We start from the raw sequence: 15525 nt of genomic DNA, 5'->3' as shown, positions 1-15525 counted from the left end.
GTTTGCGTTCTCTGGTGGTCGGAAATTGGCCGGTCCAATTAAATTAAGACCGCCGGACCTCCATCTTGATGGGGCCCTCGGCCTTGCCGTGAATGAACTGCTCGACATAAGGGTTGTCGGTTTCATCGATGGTGGCGACGGGCCCATCCCAGATGATCTGGCCCTTATAGAGCATGGCGACCCGGTCGGCGATGCGCCGGGCGCTCGCCATATCATGGGTGATGGAAAGCGCGGTTACCTGAAGTTCCTTCACGCTGTGGACGATCAGGCGGTCGATGATGCTGCCCATGATCGGGTCGAGCCCGGTCGTTGGCTCGTCGAAGAAGATCACCTTCGGCGTCGCCGCGATGGCGCGCGCGAGGCCAACCCGCTTCTTCATGCCGCCGGAAAGTTCGGCCGGAAACAGCTCCGCCACCCGGGCGTCCAGCCCGACGGAGGCGAGCTTCTCAAGGGCCATGTGCTTTGCCTTCTTGCGCGGCACGCCATGGGCCTGGATCAACCCGAAGGCGACGTTTTCCCAGACCTTGAGGCTGTCGAAAAGGGCGCCGCCCTGGAACAGCATGCCGAATTGCTTGAGAATTTCCTGGCGCTCTCTTTCCTTTATGCCGACAACCTCGACACCGTCGATCTGGATACTGCCTTCCTCCGGCTCGAGAAGGCCCAGGATGCATTTCAGCAACACGGACTTTCCGCTGCCGGAGCCCCCGATAACGACGACCGATTCGCCGATCGCGAGATCGAGGTTGAGTCCCGCCAGAACCCGGTTTGATCCAAAGGATTTGTGCAGGTTACGGATGCGGATTTTCGGTTGGCCGGTCGTCATTTGCCGAACATGATTGCAGAAAGGAAGTAATCGGTGACCAGGATGAGGATCGAGGCGGCGACAACCGCGTTCGTCGTCGCCCGGCCGACCCCTTCCGCGCCGCCGCGGGACCGGAAGCCTTGATAGCAGCCCATCAGCGTTATGATGAATCCAAAGACGGAAGCCTTTACCAGCCCGTTGAAGACGTCGTCCCATTCCAGATAGTCCCAAACCTTCTGGATGAAGTTTGCCGGATTGAAATCGAAGGTCTGCACGCTGACGATGAAGCCGCCGAAAATGCCGATGACGTCGGCGATAAGGACGAGGAGGGGCAGCGTAAGGATGCCGGCGAGCAGGCGGGGAAAAACCAGGTAGCGGAACGGGTCCGTCGCCAAGGTGACGAGAGCGTCGATTTGTTCGGTGACCCGCATCGTGCCGAGCTCGGCCGCCATGGATGCCCCAATTCGCCCGGCCACCATCAGACCGGCCAGCACCGGCCCCAGTTCGCGGGTGATCGAAAAGGCGACGATTTCCGGAATTTGGGCTTCCGCTTGGAAACGGGCGAGTCCCACGTTACTTTGAAGCGCCAGCACCATGCCGGCAAAAATAGCGGTAAGGCCGACGATAGGCAGCGAATAATAGCCGATATCGATCATCTGCCGCCCAATGGCACGGAAATAATAGGGCGGCCGCCAACTGTGAAGGACGGCTTTCGAGACGAACAGGGCGAGGCTGCCGGTCGCTTCCAAAAACCCGAGGAAGGTGCGACCGAGGAGGGCAAGGATGTCTAGGGTGGCCATGGGGTTTACGCGGATGTCCCGGTGTAGGTGCGGTGGCAGCGACGCCCGAGCGTGGTCAGAATCTCGTAGCCGATCGTTCCGGCTTCCGCCGCTAGGTCGTCAACCGAATGATGCGAGCCGAGAAGTTCCACGAACGTGCCAGGGGTTGCTAGTTGCGACGGCATCTCCGTGACGTCGATCGTGATGAGGTCCATTGAAACACGTCCAACGACAGGTGCGCGCCGGTCACCGACGAAACAGTTTCCACGATTGCCAAGTGCGCGCAAAAATCCGTCGGCGTACCCAACAGCCAGCGTTGCGATTCGACCAGGCCCATCGACACGATAGGTCGCACCATAGCCAACGGTCTCGGGGCTGTCAACGTCACGGACTTGCAGGATTTTTCCTTGCAACGTAACGACTTGCATCATCGGATTGGGAAGATTCGGCTGCGGGTTGATGCCGTAGATCGCCGCCCCTGCGCGGGCGAAATCGAAGTGGTACTCCGGCCCCAGGAAGACGCCGCTCGAATTCGCAAGGCTTAAGGGAAGGGCGGGAAGTTTTTGGCGGAGGTCTCGAAAGCGGGTCAGCTGTTCCGCGTTCTTGGGGTGGGCTGGTGCGTCGGCGCAGGCGAGATGGGAAAGGATATAACGAAGCCGGACGCCGGCCAGGCGTTCCGGTTCCCGGGACAAGCGTTCGACGTCGTTTGCCGAAAGCCCAAGCCGCGTCATGCCCGTATCGACGTGAAGCGCCGCCCAGGCCCCGCCACCTTCTTTCGCCCAGCGTTCAATCTGGCCGAGGTCGTTCAGACAGGGGATCAATCGGTGGGCGCGAAAGGTGCTTTCCTCGCCGGCGAGTACGCCGTTGAAGACGCCGATCTCGGCTTCCGGCAAAAGGGCGCGAAGCGCCACCCCCTCGTCCGGCGTGGCGACGAAGAAATCTTTGCAGCCTTGTGAGGCAAGCAAAGGCGCGACCCTTTTCATGCCAAGGCCGTAGGCATCCGCCTTGACGACCGCGTGCAGGCCAGCCCCCTTCAGCCGCTCGCCGAGCCGCCGGTAGTTGGTCGCGATGGCGTCGAGATCAATGGTGAGAACGGCGTCGGCGCGGCTAGAAGGAGGCATCCGGAAGCCGTACGTCCTTGTCCAGGTTGGCGAATTTCGTGAAGCGGCCGTCGAAGAACAGATCCAACTTGCCGGTCGGGCCGTGGCGTTGCTTGGTGATCAGGATTTCCGCAACGTTGTGGACCCTGTTCATCTGCTCCTGCCACTCGAAGTGCTTGTCCGTTCCTTCCGGCGGCTGCTGGCGGGAAAGGTAGTATTCCTCGCGGTAGATGAAGACCACGACGTCCGCGTCCTGCTCGATGGCGCCGGATTCGCGCAAATCCGAAAGCTGGGGGCGCTTGTCCTCGCGCTGTTCGACGGCGCGCGAAAGCTGGGAAAGGGCCAGCACCGGCACGTTGAGCTCCTTGGCAAGCGCCTTTAGCCCGCGCGTGATTTCCGCGACTTCCAGCACGCGGTTGTCGTAGCGGGAAGCCGAGGACCCAAGGAGTTGCAGATAATCGACAACGATCAACGAAAGGCCGTGCTGGCGCTTCAATCGCCGGGCGCGGGTGCGAAGCGCGCCGATGGTCAGGGCCGGCGTATCGTCGATGTAGAAGGGAACGTTGGCCAGGTCCTGGGCCGCCATCGCCACTTTTTCGAAATCGCCGTGACTAAGCTCGCCACGACGGATCTTCTCGGAAGGCACCTGGGCCTCTTCCGCCAGAATTCGCGTCGCCAGTTGTTCGGCCGACATTTCAAGCGAGAAAAAGCCGACGACGGCGCCGTCGATCGCCGGCACCCGCGTGTCCTTCGCCCGCGACTTTGCCGCGTGGAAGGCGATGTTGGTGGCAAGCGCGGTCTTCCCCATCGAGGGGCGGCCGGCAAGCACGATGAGGTCGGAGGTGTGCAGCCCGCCCAGCTGCTTGTCGAGGTCCATGAAGCCGGTGGCGATGCCGGTCAGCGTCCCTTCGCGCTTGTAGGCGGCTTCGGCCGCGGCGACGGCGTCGCCAAGTGCTGCCCGAAAGGGGCGGAAATCGCCGCCGATCCGGCCGCTCGTCGCCAAGTCGTAGAGCTGCTGTTCGGTTGCTTCGATCTGATCGGTTGCCGTGACTTCGATCTCGGAACGCTGGGCGGTTTCGGCCATTTCGTCGCCAAGGATGATCAGTTGGCGGCGGAGGTAGAGGTCGTGGATGGTCCGGCCGTAGTCTTCGGCGTTAAAGATGGTGATGGCGGCGGTGGCAAGCCGGGCCAGATAGGCGCCGCCGCCGATCTCGGTCAGCGCGTCGTCCTGCTCGAAATAGGCCTTGAGCGTCATCGGGTCGGCAAGCTGCCCGCGTTCGATCAGGTGCGCGGTGGCGGCATAGATCCGGCCGTGTACGGGGTTGGCGAAATGGTCGGGTTGCAGAAAGTCGGCGACTTTCAGGTAGGCCTTGTTTTCATAGAGGATGGCGCCAAGCAGCGCCTGTTCGACTTCGGTGTTGCGCGGCGGGGTGCGAAGCCTCGGTTGCTCGTGGCTTTCCCTTAAAGGGGTGATTTTCGTGTTGGACCCGGACGCTTCCATGGGCGGAGCATAGCAGAAGCGCTAGCGGAAAATGTAGGGCTTTCCGCTTCGGGTCCTGTGGAACACGATGAAACCGCTATGTGAGAAGCGGGGATAATTGCCTTATGCGGCGGATTTTCGGAAGCCTGGCCGAGCGCGTTCCCACTCCGTCACATAGTCGCGGGTAAGGGGCACGGCGTCTTGCTTGTGGGCCAGCTGCATCTGGAAAACCATGTGACCCTGGTGGCGGAAGGCGGCTTCCGAACCGGCCAAATAGAATTCCCACATCCTGCAGAACCGTTCGTCGTAGATGGCGGCAATCTGTTTCCGGTTCGCCTGGAAGCGCCGGTACCAGTGCTTCAGGGTCTCGGCGTAGTGTAGGCGCAGGATCTCGATATCGGTGATGTACAGCCCGATCTTCTCAATCTCTTGGATGACCTCGGAAAGGGCGGGGGAATAGCCGCCTGGAAAGATGTATTTCCGCAGCCAGGGGTTGGTGGCGGCCGGCGGTTCCATGCGGCCGATGGAATGAAGCAACGCGACGCCGTCTTCGGCCAGAAGTTCGTTCATCTTGGCAAAATAGGCTTTGTAGTGGCGGACCCCGACATGCTCGAACATGCCAACGGAAACGATGCGGTCGTATTTCCCCTTTTCTTCCCGGTAGTCCCGCAGGAAGAAGCGCACCCGGTTCTCGAGTCCGGTCTTCTTCGCCCGTTCGTTCGAGATGCGATGCTGTTCGCTCGAGAGGGTGATACCGGTCACGTCGGCGTCGCAAGCCTCGGCCAGGTAAAGGGCAAGCCCGCCCCAGCCGGAGCCGATATCGAGCACCCGCATGCCGGGCTCGATCCGCAGCTTCGCTGCGATGTGGCGCTTTTTGTTTTCCTGGGCGGTCTCGATGCTTTCCTTCTCGTTCGTGAAGTAGGCGCAGGAATATTGCTTGTCCTTGTCCAGGAAGAGATCGTAAAGCGCACCGGAAAGATCGTAGTGATGGGCAACGTGTTTGCGCGCCAGGGAAACGGGGTTGTACTGTTGCAAGGCGCGGAACATGAAGCGAAGCAATTGCCGCGGGCGATCGAGGAAATTGGGCGGCGCTGCTTTCAGGTTCATGGCATAGAGATCGATCAGGTCGCGAACCGTGCCTTCCTCGATCGTGAGCGTGCCGTTCATGTAGGCCTCGCCCGCATACAAGCCCGCGTTCAGGAGAAGTTTGTAGGGAAGCGTTTTCTCGTGCAGGCGGATGGTGACCCGGGGGCCGTTGGTTCCCCCGAATTCTTCGACGTTGCCGTCGGCGTCGACGACGCGCAATGTCCCTATACGGATGAGGGGTTTAAAAAGAAGCCGCAATACCATTTGCAGCACCCAAACGCCCGTTTTTCCCGGTCCTTATACCCGTTTTGTCCCGGCCCCGGGCTTTGAAGACCGGAGACATAGTTTAAACGGAAGCCTTTGCGGCTTGCAAAGGGAGAAAGGCGGGCGGGGGGCGGTCTTCCGGGCCTGTAAACCCCGGTCGGCCCGCCTCAGGATTCGGCCGATTTTTCCGCGTCTTCCTCGGGGGAAGCCTCGGCGGTCATTTCTTCGAGCACGCTTTCCTCGAAGATTTCCTCCGCCTTCTGGAAGGGGGTTTCTTCCGAAGGGGCCGCCTCGACGGCTGGCTTTGCCGTCTTCCCGGCCGACCGCAGCGCGGCTTCTTCCGCCGACCGCGACACGTTGACCTTGATCTTTACGATCACTTCGGGGTGAAGGGCGATGCGCGCGGGATGAAGGCCGAGCGTCTTCAGCGGCTGATCCAGCAGGACCTGCCTGCGCCCGATGCGGAAACCGGCTTCTTTCACGGCCGCCTCGATGTCGCGGCTGGTGACGGAGCCATAGAGATGCTCCGCTTCGCTGGCCTGCCGCAGAAGAACGATTTCGAGCTTCTCCATTTTCTCGGCGATCGTCTCGGCCTCTTTCCGAAGCGTAAGGTTTTCCGCCTCGAGCTGTTGTTTTCGGGTCTTGAAGTCGGCAAGGTTTTCCTTGGTTGCGCGCAGCGCCTTTTTCTGCGGCAGCAGCCAATTTCTGGCATAGCCGGCCTTGACGTCAACGACGTCGCCCATTTGTCCCAGTTTCTCGATCCGTTCCAGCAGGATCACTTGCATGATTATTTCTCCCCGGCGTTGACCGAAACGGGCAGGCGACGGCGGATTCCAATCGCTTGCTCAACAAACCCGAACCCCGTCACGATCGCAGCGGCAAACCCGCCGAACAATATAAACAAAAAATAAAACGGGATCAGCACCCAACGCGGATAGGCAACGTACGTCCTGGCCATGGTGTGCACAACCGCAAGTCCCAGCAGGAAAAAAGGAACGCACAGGATCAGGACGAGATTGCGGCTGAAGAACTTGACCGATCCCGGCTCGGCCGCGATCAGCACGAGAGCGGCACCCGCTGTTGTGTAGGTCAGCCAATCCGGAAGTTTCATCTTGGCAAAGTCCGGGGAAGGCCGGACGTTTCGGCCGAAGCGGACAAGCAGCCCTTGCGCCAGCGCGCCGTTTGCGATGACCATGAACAGCCACCAGCCGATCGCGAAGGCCGGAAAGAAGGGCGCGATCGCTTCGACGAGGCGCTCGGCTTGCGGCGTCGGCGTTTGCAGGATGGAGGTGAGCATCTCCGACAGAAATCCGCGAACGACGGCCTCGATCCCCTGTTCACCGCCGGCGAGAACGAAAAACAGGACGAGGAAAAAAGCGGCACCGGTGCCGGCGACCCAGGCGACGAGGTGCCCAAGCGGATACCATTCGCGGTTGCCCTCGGCGTCGGTGCGGCTGAGCAGGGCTTGGCGAACGAAAAGGATGACGGGCCCCGCGTGAAGAAACGCGAAGGCGAGAGCGAGGACAAGGGCGACGCCGTAGGAAACGCTGACCAGCAGGAGGCAAAAAGCGACACCGGCGATGGCTGCAACCACAACCGCCGGGTAGCCCAGGCCTAGACCGGCCAGGAAAAGCGGCAGTTGGGTGAAAAAGCTCAGAAAAAGCGTTTCCTCCCGTCCGGTCGCGACCGAAGCGTAAAAGAGCACCGCAAGAAGGCCTGCGCCAAGGGCAAGGAAAATCGATTTCGACATCGCTGTGGACGGAGGAACCGCCGTTTCGTTACTTGATGATGAACGGCAGAAGCGCAAGTTCGCGCGCGCGCTTGATCGCTTGCGCAAGCTCACGCTGCTTCTTGGCGGACACCATAGTGATTCGACTTGGTACGATCTTGCCGCGCTCGGAAAGGAAGCGTTGCAGCAGCCTCACGTCCTTGTAGTCGATCTTAAGCGCGCCCTGCCCGGAAAACGGGCAGCTCTTCCTCCGGCGAAAAAATGGCCGGCGGCCTTCTCCAGGGCTTGGTGGGGGGGCTCCCATTTCTTACGCTACCTCCTCTTCGTCTGCCGATTCGCGCGAGGGGATCTCGAAGCTCTCGCGTTCTTCTTTCCCGCGCCGACTTCCGTAGCCTCTGTCCCGTCCTTCGTTCCGGTCGAATTCCCGGTGCTCTCTCGGGGAATCGTCCCGGTCGGAACGGCTCCGCAATACGATGGAAGGGCCTGGCTCGAGTTCCTGCACGCGAATCGTCAGATGGCGCAGCACGTCTTCGCTCAAGCGCTCCTGCCGTTCGAGTTCACGGACGGCGGCTGGGGGGGCGTCGAGGTTCAAGAGCACGTAATGGCCCTTGCGGTTCTTCTTCATCCGGTAGGCAAGCGTGCGCAGGCCCCAGTGTTCCGTCTTCTGGACTGTGCCCCCTTGTTCCTTGACGACCTCGGCGAGTTGGCCCGCGAGGCTTTCGACCTGCGCTGTGGAAATATCTTGGCGCGCAATAAAGACATGCTCGTAAAGAGGCATGCGTTGGGACCCCTTCTGGCTGTTTGCGGTCCGGCGCTACGGCCTTCAGCCTAGCTGCCCGGCCCTAGCCGGCTTTTGCCGGCAAGGAGTTAGAAAGCGCCGCATGATACACAAAACCATAGGTCCTGCAAGCCCGCTTGACAGGAAAAAACAAGGCGCTATCACTGGCCCTTACATCGGGGCCAGGGTATCCGGGCAAGACAAGAAAGGATCCGCACGTGACAAGGGCGTTCGTTTTTCCGGGCCAGGGCTCGCAGGTCGTCGGCATGGGAAAGGCGCTGGCGGAGGCCTTCTCCGCCGCCCGTGACGTGTTCGGGGAGGTGGACGAAGCGCTTTCCCAAGGTTTGAGCCGCCTCATGTTCGAGGGGCCGGAGGCCGAGCTTACGCTCACCGAGAACGCGCAACCGGCGTTGATGGCGATGAGCCTTGCCGTTCTTCGCGTGCTGGAAAAGGAAGGCGGGCTTAAACTCGGCGAGGCGGCGCGGTGTGTCGCCGGTCACTCGCTGGGAGAATATTCGGCGCTGGCGGCGGCGGGCGGCCTGGAACTGGCCGTTACGGCGCGGCTTTTGAAAACGCGCGGAGAGGCAATGCAGAAGGCGGTCCCGGTTGGCGAAGGTGCTATGGCGGCGCTGCTTGGCCTTGACCTTGAGGCGGCTTCCGAGATCGCGGCGCTGGCGGCCGGCGAAACCGGCGGCGTCTGCGCGACCGCCAACGACAACGCGCCCGGCCAGGCCGTCGTGAGCGGGGCAAGGGCGGCGGTCGAACGGGCCATCGAACTGGCGGCCGAACGGGGCGCCAAAAAAAGCGTGCGGTTGCCGGTAAGCGCGCCTTTCCATTGTTCCTTGATGCAACCAGCCGCGGACGCGATGCGGGAAGCGCTCTCCGGTGTCGCGATCCGGCCTCCGGTCGTGCCATTGATCGCAAACGTGACGGCGAAGCCGGTTAGCGATCCGGAAACCATCCGCCGCCTTCTGGTTCAGCAAGTGACGGGGATGGTGCGCTGGCGTGAATCCGTTCTTGAGATGAAAGAGATGGGGGCGACGGACCTGATCGAGCTTGGCGCCGGCCGGGTGCTATGCGGCCTCGCCCGCCGCATCGATCGCGAACTTGCCGCCACGGCGATCGGGACGCCGGGGGACATCGAGGCGTATCTCGCGGGAAAGTAAGAGGGGGGAAGGCAATGTTCGATCTCACCGGGAAAGGGGCGCTCGTAACCGGCGCCTCGGGCGGCATCGGCGGTGCGGTCGCGCGGGCGTTGGCCGGGGCGGGGGCAAGCGTGGCGCTTTCCGGCACACGCGAGGCGGCCTTGAAGGCGTTGGCGGAAGCGCTTGGCGAACGCGTCCATCCCATCGTCGCGGACCTCACCGACCCGGCCGCCCCCGATTTTCTGGCGAAAGCCGCCGAAGCGAAGCTTGGCCGGATCGACATCCTCGTCAACAACGCAGGGTTCACCCGCGACGGTCTCGTGCTTCGCATGAAGGACGAGGACTGGCAGAAGGTTCTCGACGTGAACCTTACGGCCGCGTTCCGGTTGAGCCGCGCCTGTCTCCGCGGAATGATGAAGTCGCGCTGGGGGCGAATCGTCAACGTCGCGTCGATCGTGGGTGTCACCGGCAACCCCGGCCAGGCGAACTACGCCGCCTCGAAGGCCGGCATGATCGGGATGTCGAAGTCGCTGGCGGCGGAAGTTGCCTCGCGCGGGGTCACCGTCAATTGCGTGGCGCCCGGTTTCATCGCGACCGCCATGACGGAGGCGCTTTCGGATGCACAGAAAGAATCGCTGCGCACCCGCATCCCAAGCGGCCGCTTCGGGAGTTCGGAAGACGTCGCCGCCGGCGTCGTCTTTCTTGCCAGCGAGGAAGCCGGTTACGTCACCGGGCAGACCTTGCACATCAACGGCGGCATGGCCATGATATAGCTTGGTCCGGCGTCGCTGGCCAAGGGTTAGAAAGTATGTTAGGAAACGACGCAACCCCCGGCTGGGCAAGGCGTCAAGCCAATTCGGTGGGGAAGCCCGGTTAGATTCTCAACACCCGAACGTGAACGAACCTTCCGAAGGAAAAGCCGATATGAGTGACGTCGCGGAACGCGTAAAAAAGATCGTTGTTGAACATCTTGGCGTCGATGAAGCAAAAGTCGTCAGCAACGCAAGCTTCATTGATGATCTTGGCGCCGACAGCCTTGACACGGTCGAACTTGTCATGGCCTTCGAGGAAGAATTTGGCGTCGAGATTCCGGACGACATCGCCGAGAAGATCGTTACCATCAAAGACGCGGTAGACTTTATCGAGAGTGCGAGTTCCTAGGGCTTCGGGTGCGGGCGGTTCGCCGAACCATCCCATCGGTTGCGCCAATCATCGGAACGGAAAAATCGCTTGCATGAGGCGAGTCGTCGTTACCGGACTAGGGCTGCTTACCCCGCTCGGTTGTGGAGTGGAGGCAACGTGGAAACGCCTTGTCCGCGGCGAATCCGGTATTCGTAAAATTGACAGGTTCGACATTTCGGACCTTTCCTCGAAGATTGCCGGCCTCCTTCCGCACGGTACCGGCCCCGGCGAATACAACCCGGACGACTGGGTGCTGCCGAAGGAGCAGCGGAAGGTGGATGCGTTTATCGTCTACGGGATCGTCGCCGCCGTTCAGGCGATCGAGGATTCGGGCTGGAAGCCGACAGACGAGGAAAACCGGGAACGCACGGGGGTCCTAATCGGTTCCGGGATCGGCGGCCTCTCTTGGATTTACGATACGTCCGTCACCCTTCATGAGAAAGGGGCGCGCCGCGTAAGCCCCTTCTTCATTCCGGCGTCCTTGATCAATCTGGTTTCCGGTCACGTTTCCATCCGTTACGGTTTTACCGGTCCGAACCACTCGGTCGTTACCGCCTGCTCGACCGGGGCGCACGCGATCGGGGATGCGGCGCGCATGATTCAGCGCGAGGACGCCGACGTTATGGTCGCGGGCGGCGCCGAAGGGGCTGTATGCCGGCTCGGCGTGGCGGGCTTTGCGTCGGCGCGGGCGCTTTCGACCCATTTCAACGAAACGCCGGAGAAAGCGTCCCGTCCGTGGGACCGCGACCGCGACGGTTTCGTCATAGGGGAAGGGGCCGGGGTGGTCGTCCTCGAAGAATACGAGCATGCAAGGAAACGCGGCGCGAAAATCTATGCGGAATTCGTCGGCTACGGCATGTCCGGGGATGCCCATCATGTGACGGCGCCGGCCTCGGATGGCGCCGGCGCCTACCGCGCGATGCGGAACGCGCTTCGCAGTGCAAAGATGGAGCCCGGGGACATCGATTACATCAACGCCCACGGCACTTCCACCCCCCTCGGCGACGAGATTGAGCACGGCGCCGTCAAACGGCTTTTCGGAAACGCCGCCAACAAGGTTTCCATGTCTTCGACGAAATCTTCCATCGGGCACTTGCTGGGCGCGGCGGGCAGCACGGAAGCGATCTTTACGATCCTTGCCATGCGGGACGGCGTCGTGCCGCCGACCCTTAATCTCGATAACCCGTCGGAAGGCTGCGACATGGATCTGGTGCCGCACCAGGCGAAGGAACGGGAAGTGAAAGCCGTACTCTCGAATTCCTTTGGCTTCGGCGGAACGAACGCCTCGCTTGTTTTCACTTCCGCTCCCTAACCGGCGTGCCTAGGTCCATGGGGCGGCTTCTGCTCCGGCTTGGGCTTATTCTCGTCATCCTGACGTTGGCGCTGGGCGGGATTGTTGCCTATGGCGTTCATCGGTTTCATCAGCCCGGTCCCCTGGACGAGCCGCTTGTTCTCCTCATCCCGAGGGGCGAAGGCGTGGCAGCGATTGCCAAGCGCCTTGAGGCAGCCGACGTGGTGGGACATGCCCTGCTCTTCCGGCTCGGCGTGCGCTTGAGCGGCAACGATCGCGCCCTGCGGGCCGGCGAGTATGCCTTCCCGGCTTTTGTCTCGACCCATGAAGCGATGACGATCCTCATAGAGGGCGAAACGGTCCTGCACAAACTCACGGTGCCCGAGGGGCTGACGACGGCCGAGGTGATGACGGTCCTCGGCGGGGCGGAAGGGCTGGAAGGCGAACTCCAAACGCCGCTTTTGGAAGGCGAACTCTTGCCGGAAACCTATGCCTATACCTGGGGGGAAACGCGGGAATCCCTCGTGCTTCGCATGCAAAAGGCGATGGCGGAAACGCTGCTTGCCCTGTGGGAAGGCCGGGACGAAGGTCTGCCTTTTGCGACCCCCCTTGAGGCGCTTACCTTGGCTTCCCTGATCGAAAAGGAAACGGCCGTTCCGGAAGAGCGCTCGCGCATCGCCGCCGTCTTCCTCAATCGGCTCAAGCGGGGCATGCGCCTGCAATCGGACCCCACGGTCGTCTATGCGCTCACGAAGGGAAGCGGGGCGCTTGGCCGGCCGCTTGCCACGGCCGACCTTGAAACCAGCCATCCATACAACACCTACCGGGTGGAAGGTCTGCCGCCCGGACCGATCGCCAATCCTGGCCGCGCCGCGATCGAGGCCGCGTTTCATCCCTTGGCGACGGACGAACTTTACTTCGTCGCCGATGGGAACGGCGGCCATGTCTTCGCGCGGACGCTTGCGGAACATCGGAAGAACGTCCGCCGCTGGCAACGCATCCGGAAGAACTAGCCTGAAAAGCCTGCGGCCATGAAGGGGAACCCCTCATGGCCGCGGGTTTGTTCGGAACGGGTGGGCGGCTTTAGGACATCATCAGGATCGGCTTGATCGCCGTGCCTTTTTCCGAGTCGGTGACGGCCTGGTTGATGTCGGCGAGCTTGTATTTCTTCATCAGCTTGTCGATCGGGAAGCGGCCCTGCATGAAGAGGTCCACCATCCGCGGGATGAAGATGTCCGGTACGCTGTCGCCCTCGATGATGCCGCGGATCGTCCGGCCGAACATGATGGTGTTCATGTCGAGCTTGACTTCCGTTCCAAGGGGTGCCGCCCCGATCACGCCGCACACGCCCCGGAGGGTCAGCGAATCGACGCACTGGCGCAGCACTTGCGGCAGAGCCGTTGTTTCAAGGCTGTAATTAGCGCCGCCGCCGGTGATCTTCTGGATCTCCTCGACCGGGTTCGCCTTCGAGGCATCGATCGTGTGGGTGGCCCCCAGTTCCTTGGCGAGCTTGAGCCGGCCCGGTTTGACGTCGATGGCGATGATCGTCGTGCAGCCGACCACCGCGGCCGCCATGACGGCGCTCAGGCCCACCCCGCCGGCGCCGAAGACGGCGATGCTGGTGCCGGCCCGCGGGTGGAGCGAATTCATGACGCCGCCGGCGCCGGTCTGGATGCCGCAACCGAGCGGGCCCAAGAGTTCGAGCGGCGCGTCCTTGCGGACCTTCACGACGTTGCGTTCCGTCGCGATCGCGTGTTCACCGAAAGAGGATTGGCTGAAGAAATAACCGTGGATCAATTCGCCGCCCTTCTTCAGCGTGCCCGATCCGTCGTTCGGGCGGGCGCCTCCGAAATTGTACCCGAAAAGGTTGTGGCAGTAGCCGGGGTCGCCTTCCTGGCAGCTCGGGCAGTGTCCGCAGAAGTTGAACGTGAGGACGACGTGATCGCCGGGCACAACCTTCGCCACGCGCTTTCCGACCTTCTCGACGACGCCGGCGCCTTCGTGGCCGGGAACGAAAGGAAGAGGGACCGGGTAGTATTGGTCCCGGCAGACGATATCCGTGTGGCACATGCCGGCGGCGACGACGCGAACCAACACCTCGTCGTCCCGGATATTCTCGTCAAGCTCGATTTTCTCGACCGTGAAGGGCTTGTTGGGCTGGCGCGCAACGGCGGCAGTGATTTGCATGGGTGTTTCCTCTCTTGAGCGATACTTTTTTTGCGGCGCCTTCCGCCGACGCTGCGGTTTTTTCTGTCAGGGCATCCGTCTTTAGCCCGCCATCATGCGTCTTCCGAGAAGCCTTCGCAATCGTAAAATTGGCGGAATATCAACCCATTTTCCACCTTTCCGGCGGTGTTCGCGCCGAGCCCATGAATCCCTTGCCGGAGGACTGGGTTTGCGGATATGTAGCCGACATGCCGGAGTTGAAAATCCCCCGTCGCGGATTGATGCTGGTGCTCTCTTCGCCTTCCGGGGCGGGAAAGACAACGATCGCGCGCGCTCTGCTTGGGCGCGATTCCGGGATCGCGATGTCGGTTTCCTGTACGACACGGCCGAAGCGGCCCGAAGAAAAGGAAGGCAGGGACTACCATTTCATAGACGAGACGGCCTTCGATCGTCAGGCAAGGGAAGGAGCCTTTCTCGAGCACGCCAAAATCTTCGGCAACCGTTACGGTACGCCGAAGGTGGCGGTGGAAAACGCGCTGAAAGCCGGCCGCGACCTTCTGTTCGACATCGACTGGCAAGGCAATCGGGCTTTGAAAAAACTTGTCGGAGACGATCTTGTCAGCGTCTTCATCCTGCCGCCTTCGATGGAGACGCTCGATCACCGGCTGCGGGCGCGGGCCCAGGACGCGGAAGACGTCGTCCGCAAGCGGATGGCCCGGGCGGAAGACGAGATCAGCCACTGGGACGAGTTCGACTACCTCATCGTCAACGAGAACCTTGAAGAAAGCGTGGAAGCCGTTCACGCAATCTTGAAAGCCGAACGGCTGCGCCGGACGCGCCAGACCGACCTTCCGGATTTCGTCTGCCGATCGCGGAAAAGCTAAGCCGCTTGTTTCGCCAGCGCCCGGGCGAGTGCGCAGAACTCTTCGACTGAAAGCTCCTCGGCACGGGCGGTTGGCAAAACCCCGGCCTCGGCGAGAAGGTCGGCGGTCTCCACCCCCAACCCCCTCAAACTCGCCCGCAGCATTTTCCGCCGCTGGCCGAAGGCGGCTCGGGTCACCCGGCTTAAGAAAGCGATATCGGCCGGCGCCAGAGGGCTGCCTCGCAGGTGGAAGCGAAGCACGGTCGAGGAAACTTTCGGCGGCGGCACGAAGGCCTTCGGGCCGATGTCGAAAAGCGGGGTAATTTCCATGAGCCACTGGGCGAGAATGGAAAGCCGGCCGTATGCCTTCGTACGCGGCTTCGCGGAAAGCCGTGCCGCCACCTCCTTCTGGAACATGAGGACCATTTCCTCTGGCTTGTTCTCGGAATGGAGCCATTTCAGAAGCAGGGCCGTGGAAACGTTATAGGGCAGGTTGGCAACGATGCGCCAGGGCGGCGGCGCCAGCCCGGCCAGTTCGGTCGTGAGGGCGTCCCCCTCGAGAACCGTAAGCCGGCCGTCGCTTTCCCGAACGAGACCTTCGAGAGCCACAACGCAGCGCGGATCGAGTTCGATCGCGACGACACGTTTGGCGCCGGCATCCAGCAACGCGCGCGTCAGCCCCCCCGGGCCGGGACCGATTTCGATAACGGTGCACGCGTGCAAGTCGCCGGCCGCCCTTGCAATCTTGCGCGTCAAATTCGGGTCGAGCAGAAAATGCTGGCCGAGACGGCGGTCGGCGTCGAGACCGTATTGCCGGATCACATCGCCAAGCGGCGGGCGCGTGAAAAGGCCGCCGGACAT

General features: G+C 62.0%; 17 protein-coding genes and 1 pseudogene. 6 read left to right on the top strand and 12 right to left on the bottom strand.

The annotated features are described in order from the left end of the window. Window positions 1–43: 43 nt before the first annotated feature. The 10 genes and pseudogenes from AB1781_03500 to rpsF form a co-directional block, all read right to left on the bottom strand. Complete coding sequence (locus AB1781_03500) at window positions 44–823, bottom strand: ATP-binding cassette domain-containing protein (GenBank protein ID MEW5703636.1); 780 nt, start codon at window positions 821–823, stop codon at window positions 44–46. Beyond that, window positions 820–1602 (bottom strand): ABC transporter permease, encoded by a 783-nt coding sequence (locus AB1781_03495; protein MEW5703635.1) that lies wholly within the window; start codon window positions 1600–1602, stop codon window positions 820–822. Before AB1781_03495 ends, AB1781_03500 begins: the two co-directional genes overlap by 4 nt. Window positions 1603–1607: 5 nt before the next feature. Next, entirely contained in the window at window positions 1608–2702 is a 1095-nt protein-coding gene (gene alr / locus AB1781_03490; protein ID MEW5703634.1) for an alanine racemase, read from the bottom strand. Continuing rightward, on the bottom strand, window positions 2689–4182 hold the full coding sequence (locus AB1781_03485; protein MEW5703633.1) for a replicative DNA helicase: 1494 nt from the start codon (window positions 4180–4182) through the stop codon (window positions 2689–2691). The genes alr and AB1781_03485 overlap by 14 nt, the downstream gene beginning before the upstream one ends. A gap of 102 nt (window positions 4183–4284) precedes the next feature. After that, window positions 4285–5511 carry a cyclopropane-fatty-acyl-phospholipid synthase family protein gene (locus tag AB1781_03480; protein MEW5703632.1) on the bottom strand — a complete coding sequence of 409 codons (1227 nt, stop codon included), beginning with the start codon at window positions 5509–5511 and terminating at the stop codon, window positions 4285–4287. Further along, a pseudogene (locus tag AB1781_03475) lies at window positions 5472–5645 on the bottom strand (hypothetical protein). The gene AB1781_03480 and the pseudogene AB1781_03475 overlap by 40 nt, the downstream one beginning before the upstream one ends. 33 nt (window positions 5646–5678) lie before the next feature. Next, entirely contained in the window at window positions 5679–6296 is a 618-nt protein-coding gene (gene rplI / locus AB1781_03470) for a 50S ribosomal protein L9 (GenBank protein ID MEW5703631.1), read from the bottom strand. Between the two features lie 2 nt (window positions 6297–6298). Next, window positions 6299–7261, bottom strand: coding sequence for a DUF2232 domain-containing protein (locus AB1781_03465; protein MEW5703630.1), 963 nt, complete (start codon window positions 7259–7261; stop codon window positions 6299–6301). Window positions 7262–7289: 28 nt separating this feature from the next. Then, window positions 7290–7544 (bottom strand): 30S ribosomal protein S18, encoded by a 255-nt coding sequence (rpsR, locus tag AB1781_03460; protein ID MEW5703629.1) that lies wholly within the window; start codon window positions 7542–7544, stop codon window positions 7290–7292. A gap of 3 nt (window positions 7545–7547) precedes the next feature. Further along, on the bottom strand, window positions 7548–8018 hold the full coding sequence (gene rpsF / locus AB1781_03455) for a 30S ribosomal protein S6 (protein ID MEW5703628.1): 471 nt from the start codon (window positions 8016–8018) through the stop codon (window positions 7548–7550). Between the two features lie 218 nt (window positions 8019–8236). On the opposite strand from rpsF, the gene fabD reads away from it, so the two are divergent. The 5 genes from fabD to mltG all read left to right on the top strand — a co-directional run bounded on the left by fabD (window position 8237) and on the right by mltG (window position 12649). Next, complete coding sequence (gene fabD / locus AB1781_03450; GenBank protein MEW5703627.1) at window positions 8237–9184, top strand: ACP S-malonyltransferase; 948 nt, start codon at window positions 8237–8239, stop codon at window positions 9182–9184. A gap of 14 nt (window positions 9185–9198) precedes the next feature. Continuing rightward, the gene (fabG, locus tag AB1781_03445) at window positions 9199–9936 is read left to right on the top strand and encodes a 3-oxoacyl-[acyl-carrier-protein] reductase (GenBank protein ID MEW5703626.1); all 738 of its coding nucleotides are present in this window, start codon (window positions 9199–9201) and stop codon (window positions 9934–9936) included. Window positions 9937–10087: 151 nt separating this feature from the next. Beyond that, window positions 10088–10324 carry an acyl carrier protein gene (locus tag AB1781_03440; GenBank protein MEW5703625.1) on the top strand — a complete coding sequence of 79 codons (237 nt, stop codon included), beginning with the start codon at window positions 10088–10090 and terminating at the stop codon, window positions 10322–10324. Window positions 10325–10397: 73 nt separating this feature from the next. Next, on the top strand, window positions 10398–11657 hold the full coding sequence (gene fabF, locus AB1781_03435; protein ID MEW5703624.1) for a beta-ketoacyl-ACP synthase II: 1260 nt from the start codon (window positions 10398–10400) through the stop codon (window positions 11655–11657). A gap of 17 nt (window positions 11658–11674) precedes the next feature. After that, window positions 11675–12649 (top strand): endolytic transglycosylase MltG, encoded by a 975-nt coding sequence (gene mltG / locus AB1781_03430; protein ID MEW5703623.1) that lies wholly within the window; start codon window positions 11675–11677, stop codon window positions 12647–12649. Window positions 12650–12719: 70 nt separating this feature from the next. Here mltG and AB1781_03425 read toward each other — a convergent pair whose 3' ends face one another. Beyond that, a complete protein-coding gene (locus AB1781_03425; GenBank protein ID MEW5703622.1) occupies window positions 12720–13823 on the bottom strand; it encodes an NAD(P)-dependent alcohol dehydrogenase in 1104 nt (367 codons plus the stop codon). Window positions 13824–14050: 227 nt separating this feature from the next. On the opposite strand from AB1781_03425, the gene gmk reads away from it, so the two are divergent. Then, a complete protein-coding gene (gene gmk / locus AB1781_03420; protein MEW5703621.1) occupies window positions 14051–14686 on the top strand; it encodes a guanylate kinase in 636 nt (211 codons plus the stop codon). On the opposite strand, the gene rsmA is transcribed toward gmk, so the two are convergent. Further along, complete coding sequence (rsmA, locus tag AB1781_03415) at window positions 14683–15525, bottom strand: 16S rRNA (adenine(1518)-N(6)/adenine(1519)-N(6))-dimethyltransferase RsmA (protein MEW5703620.1); 843 nt, start codon at window positions 15523–15525, stop codon at window positions 14683–14685. The two genes, gmk and rsmA, sit on opposite strands and share 4 nt — an antisense overlap.

This window comes from Pseudomonadota bacterium (genome assembly GCA_040752895.1).
GTDB lineage: Bacteria > Pseudomonadota > Alphaproteobacteria.
The sequence above is the reverse complement of the archived record's forward strand: the minus strand, read 5'-3'. Positions and strand labels throughout refer to the sequence as shown.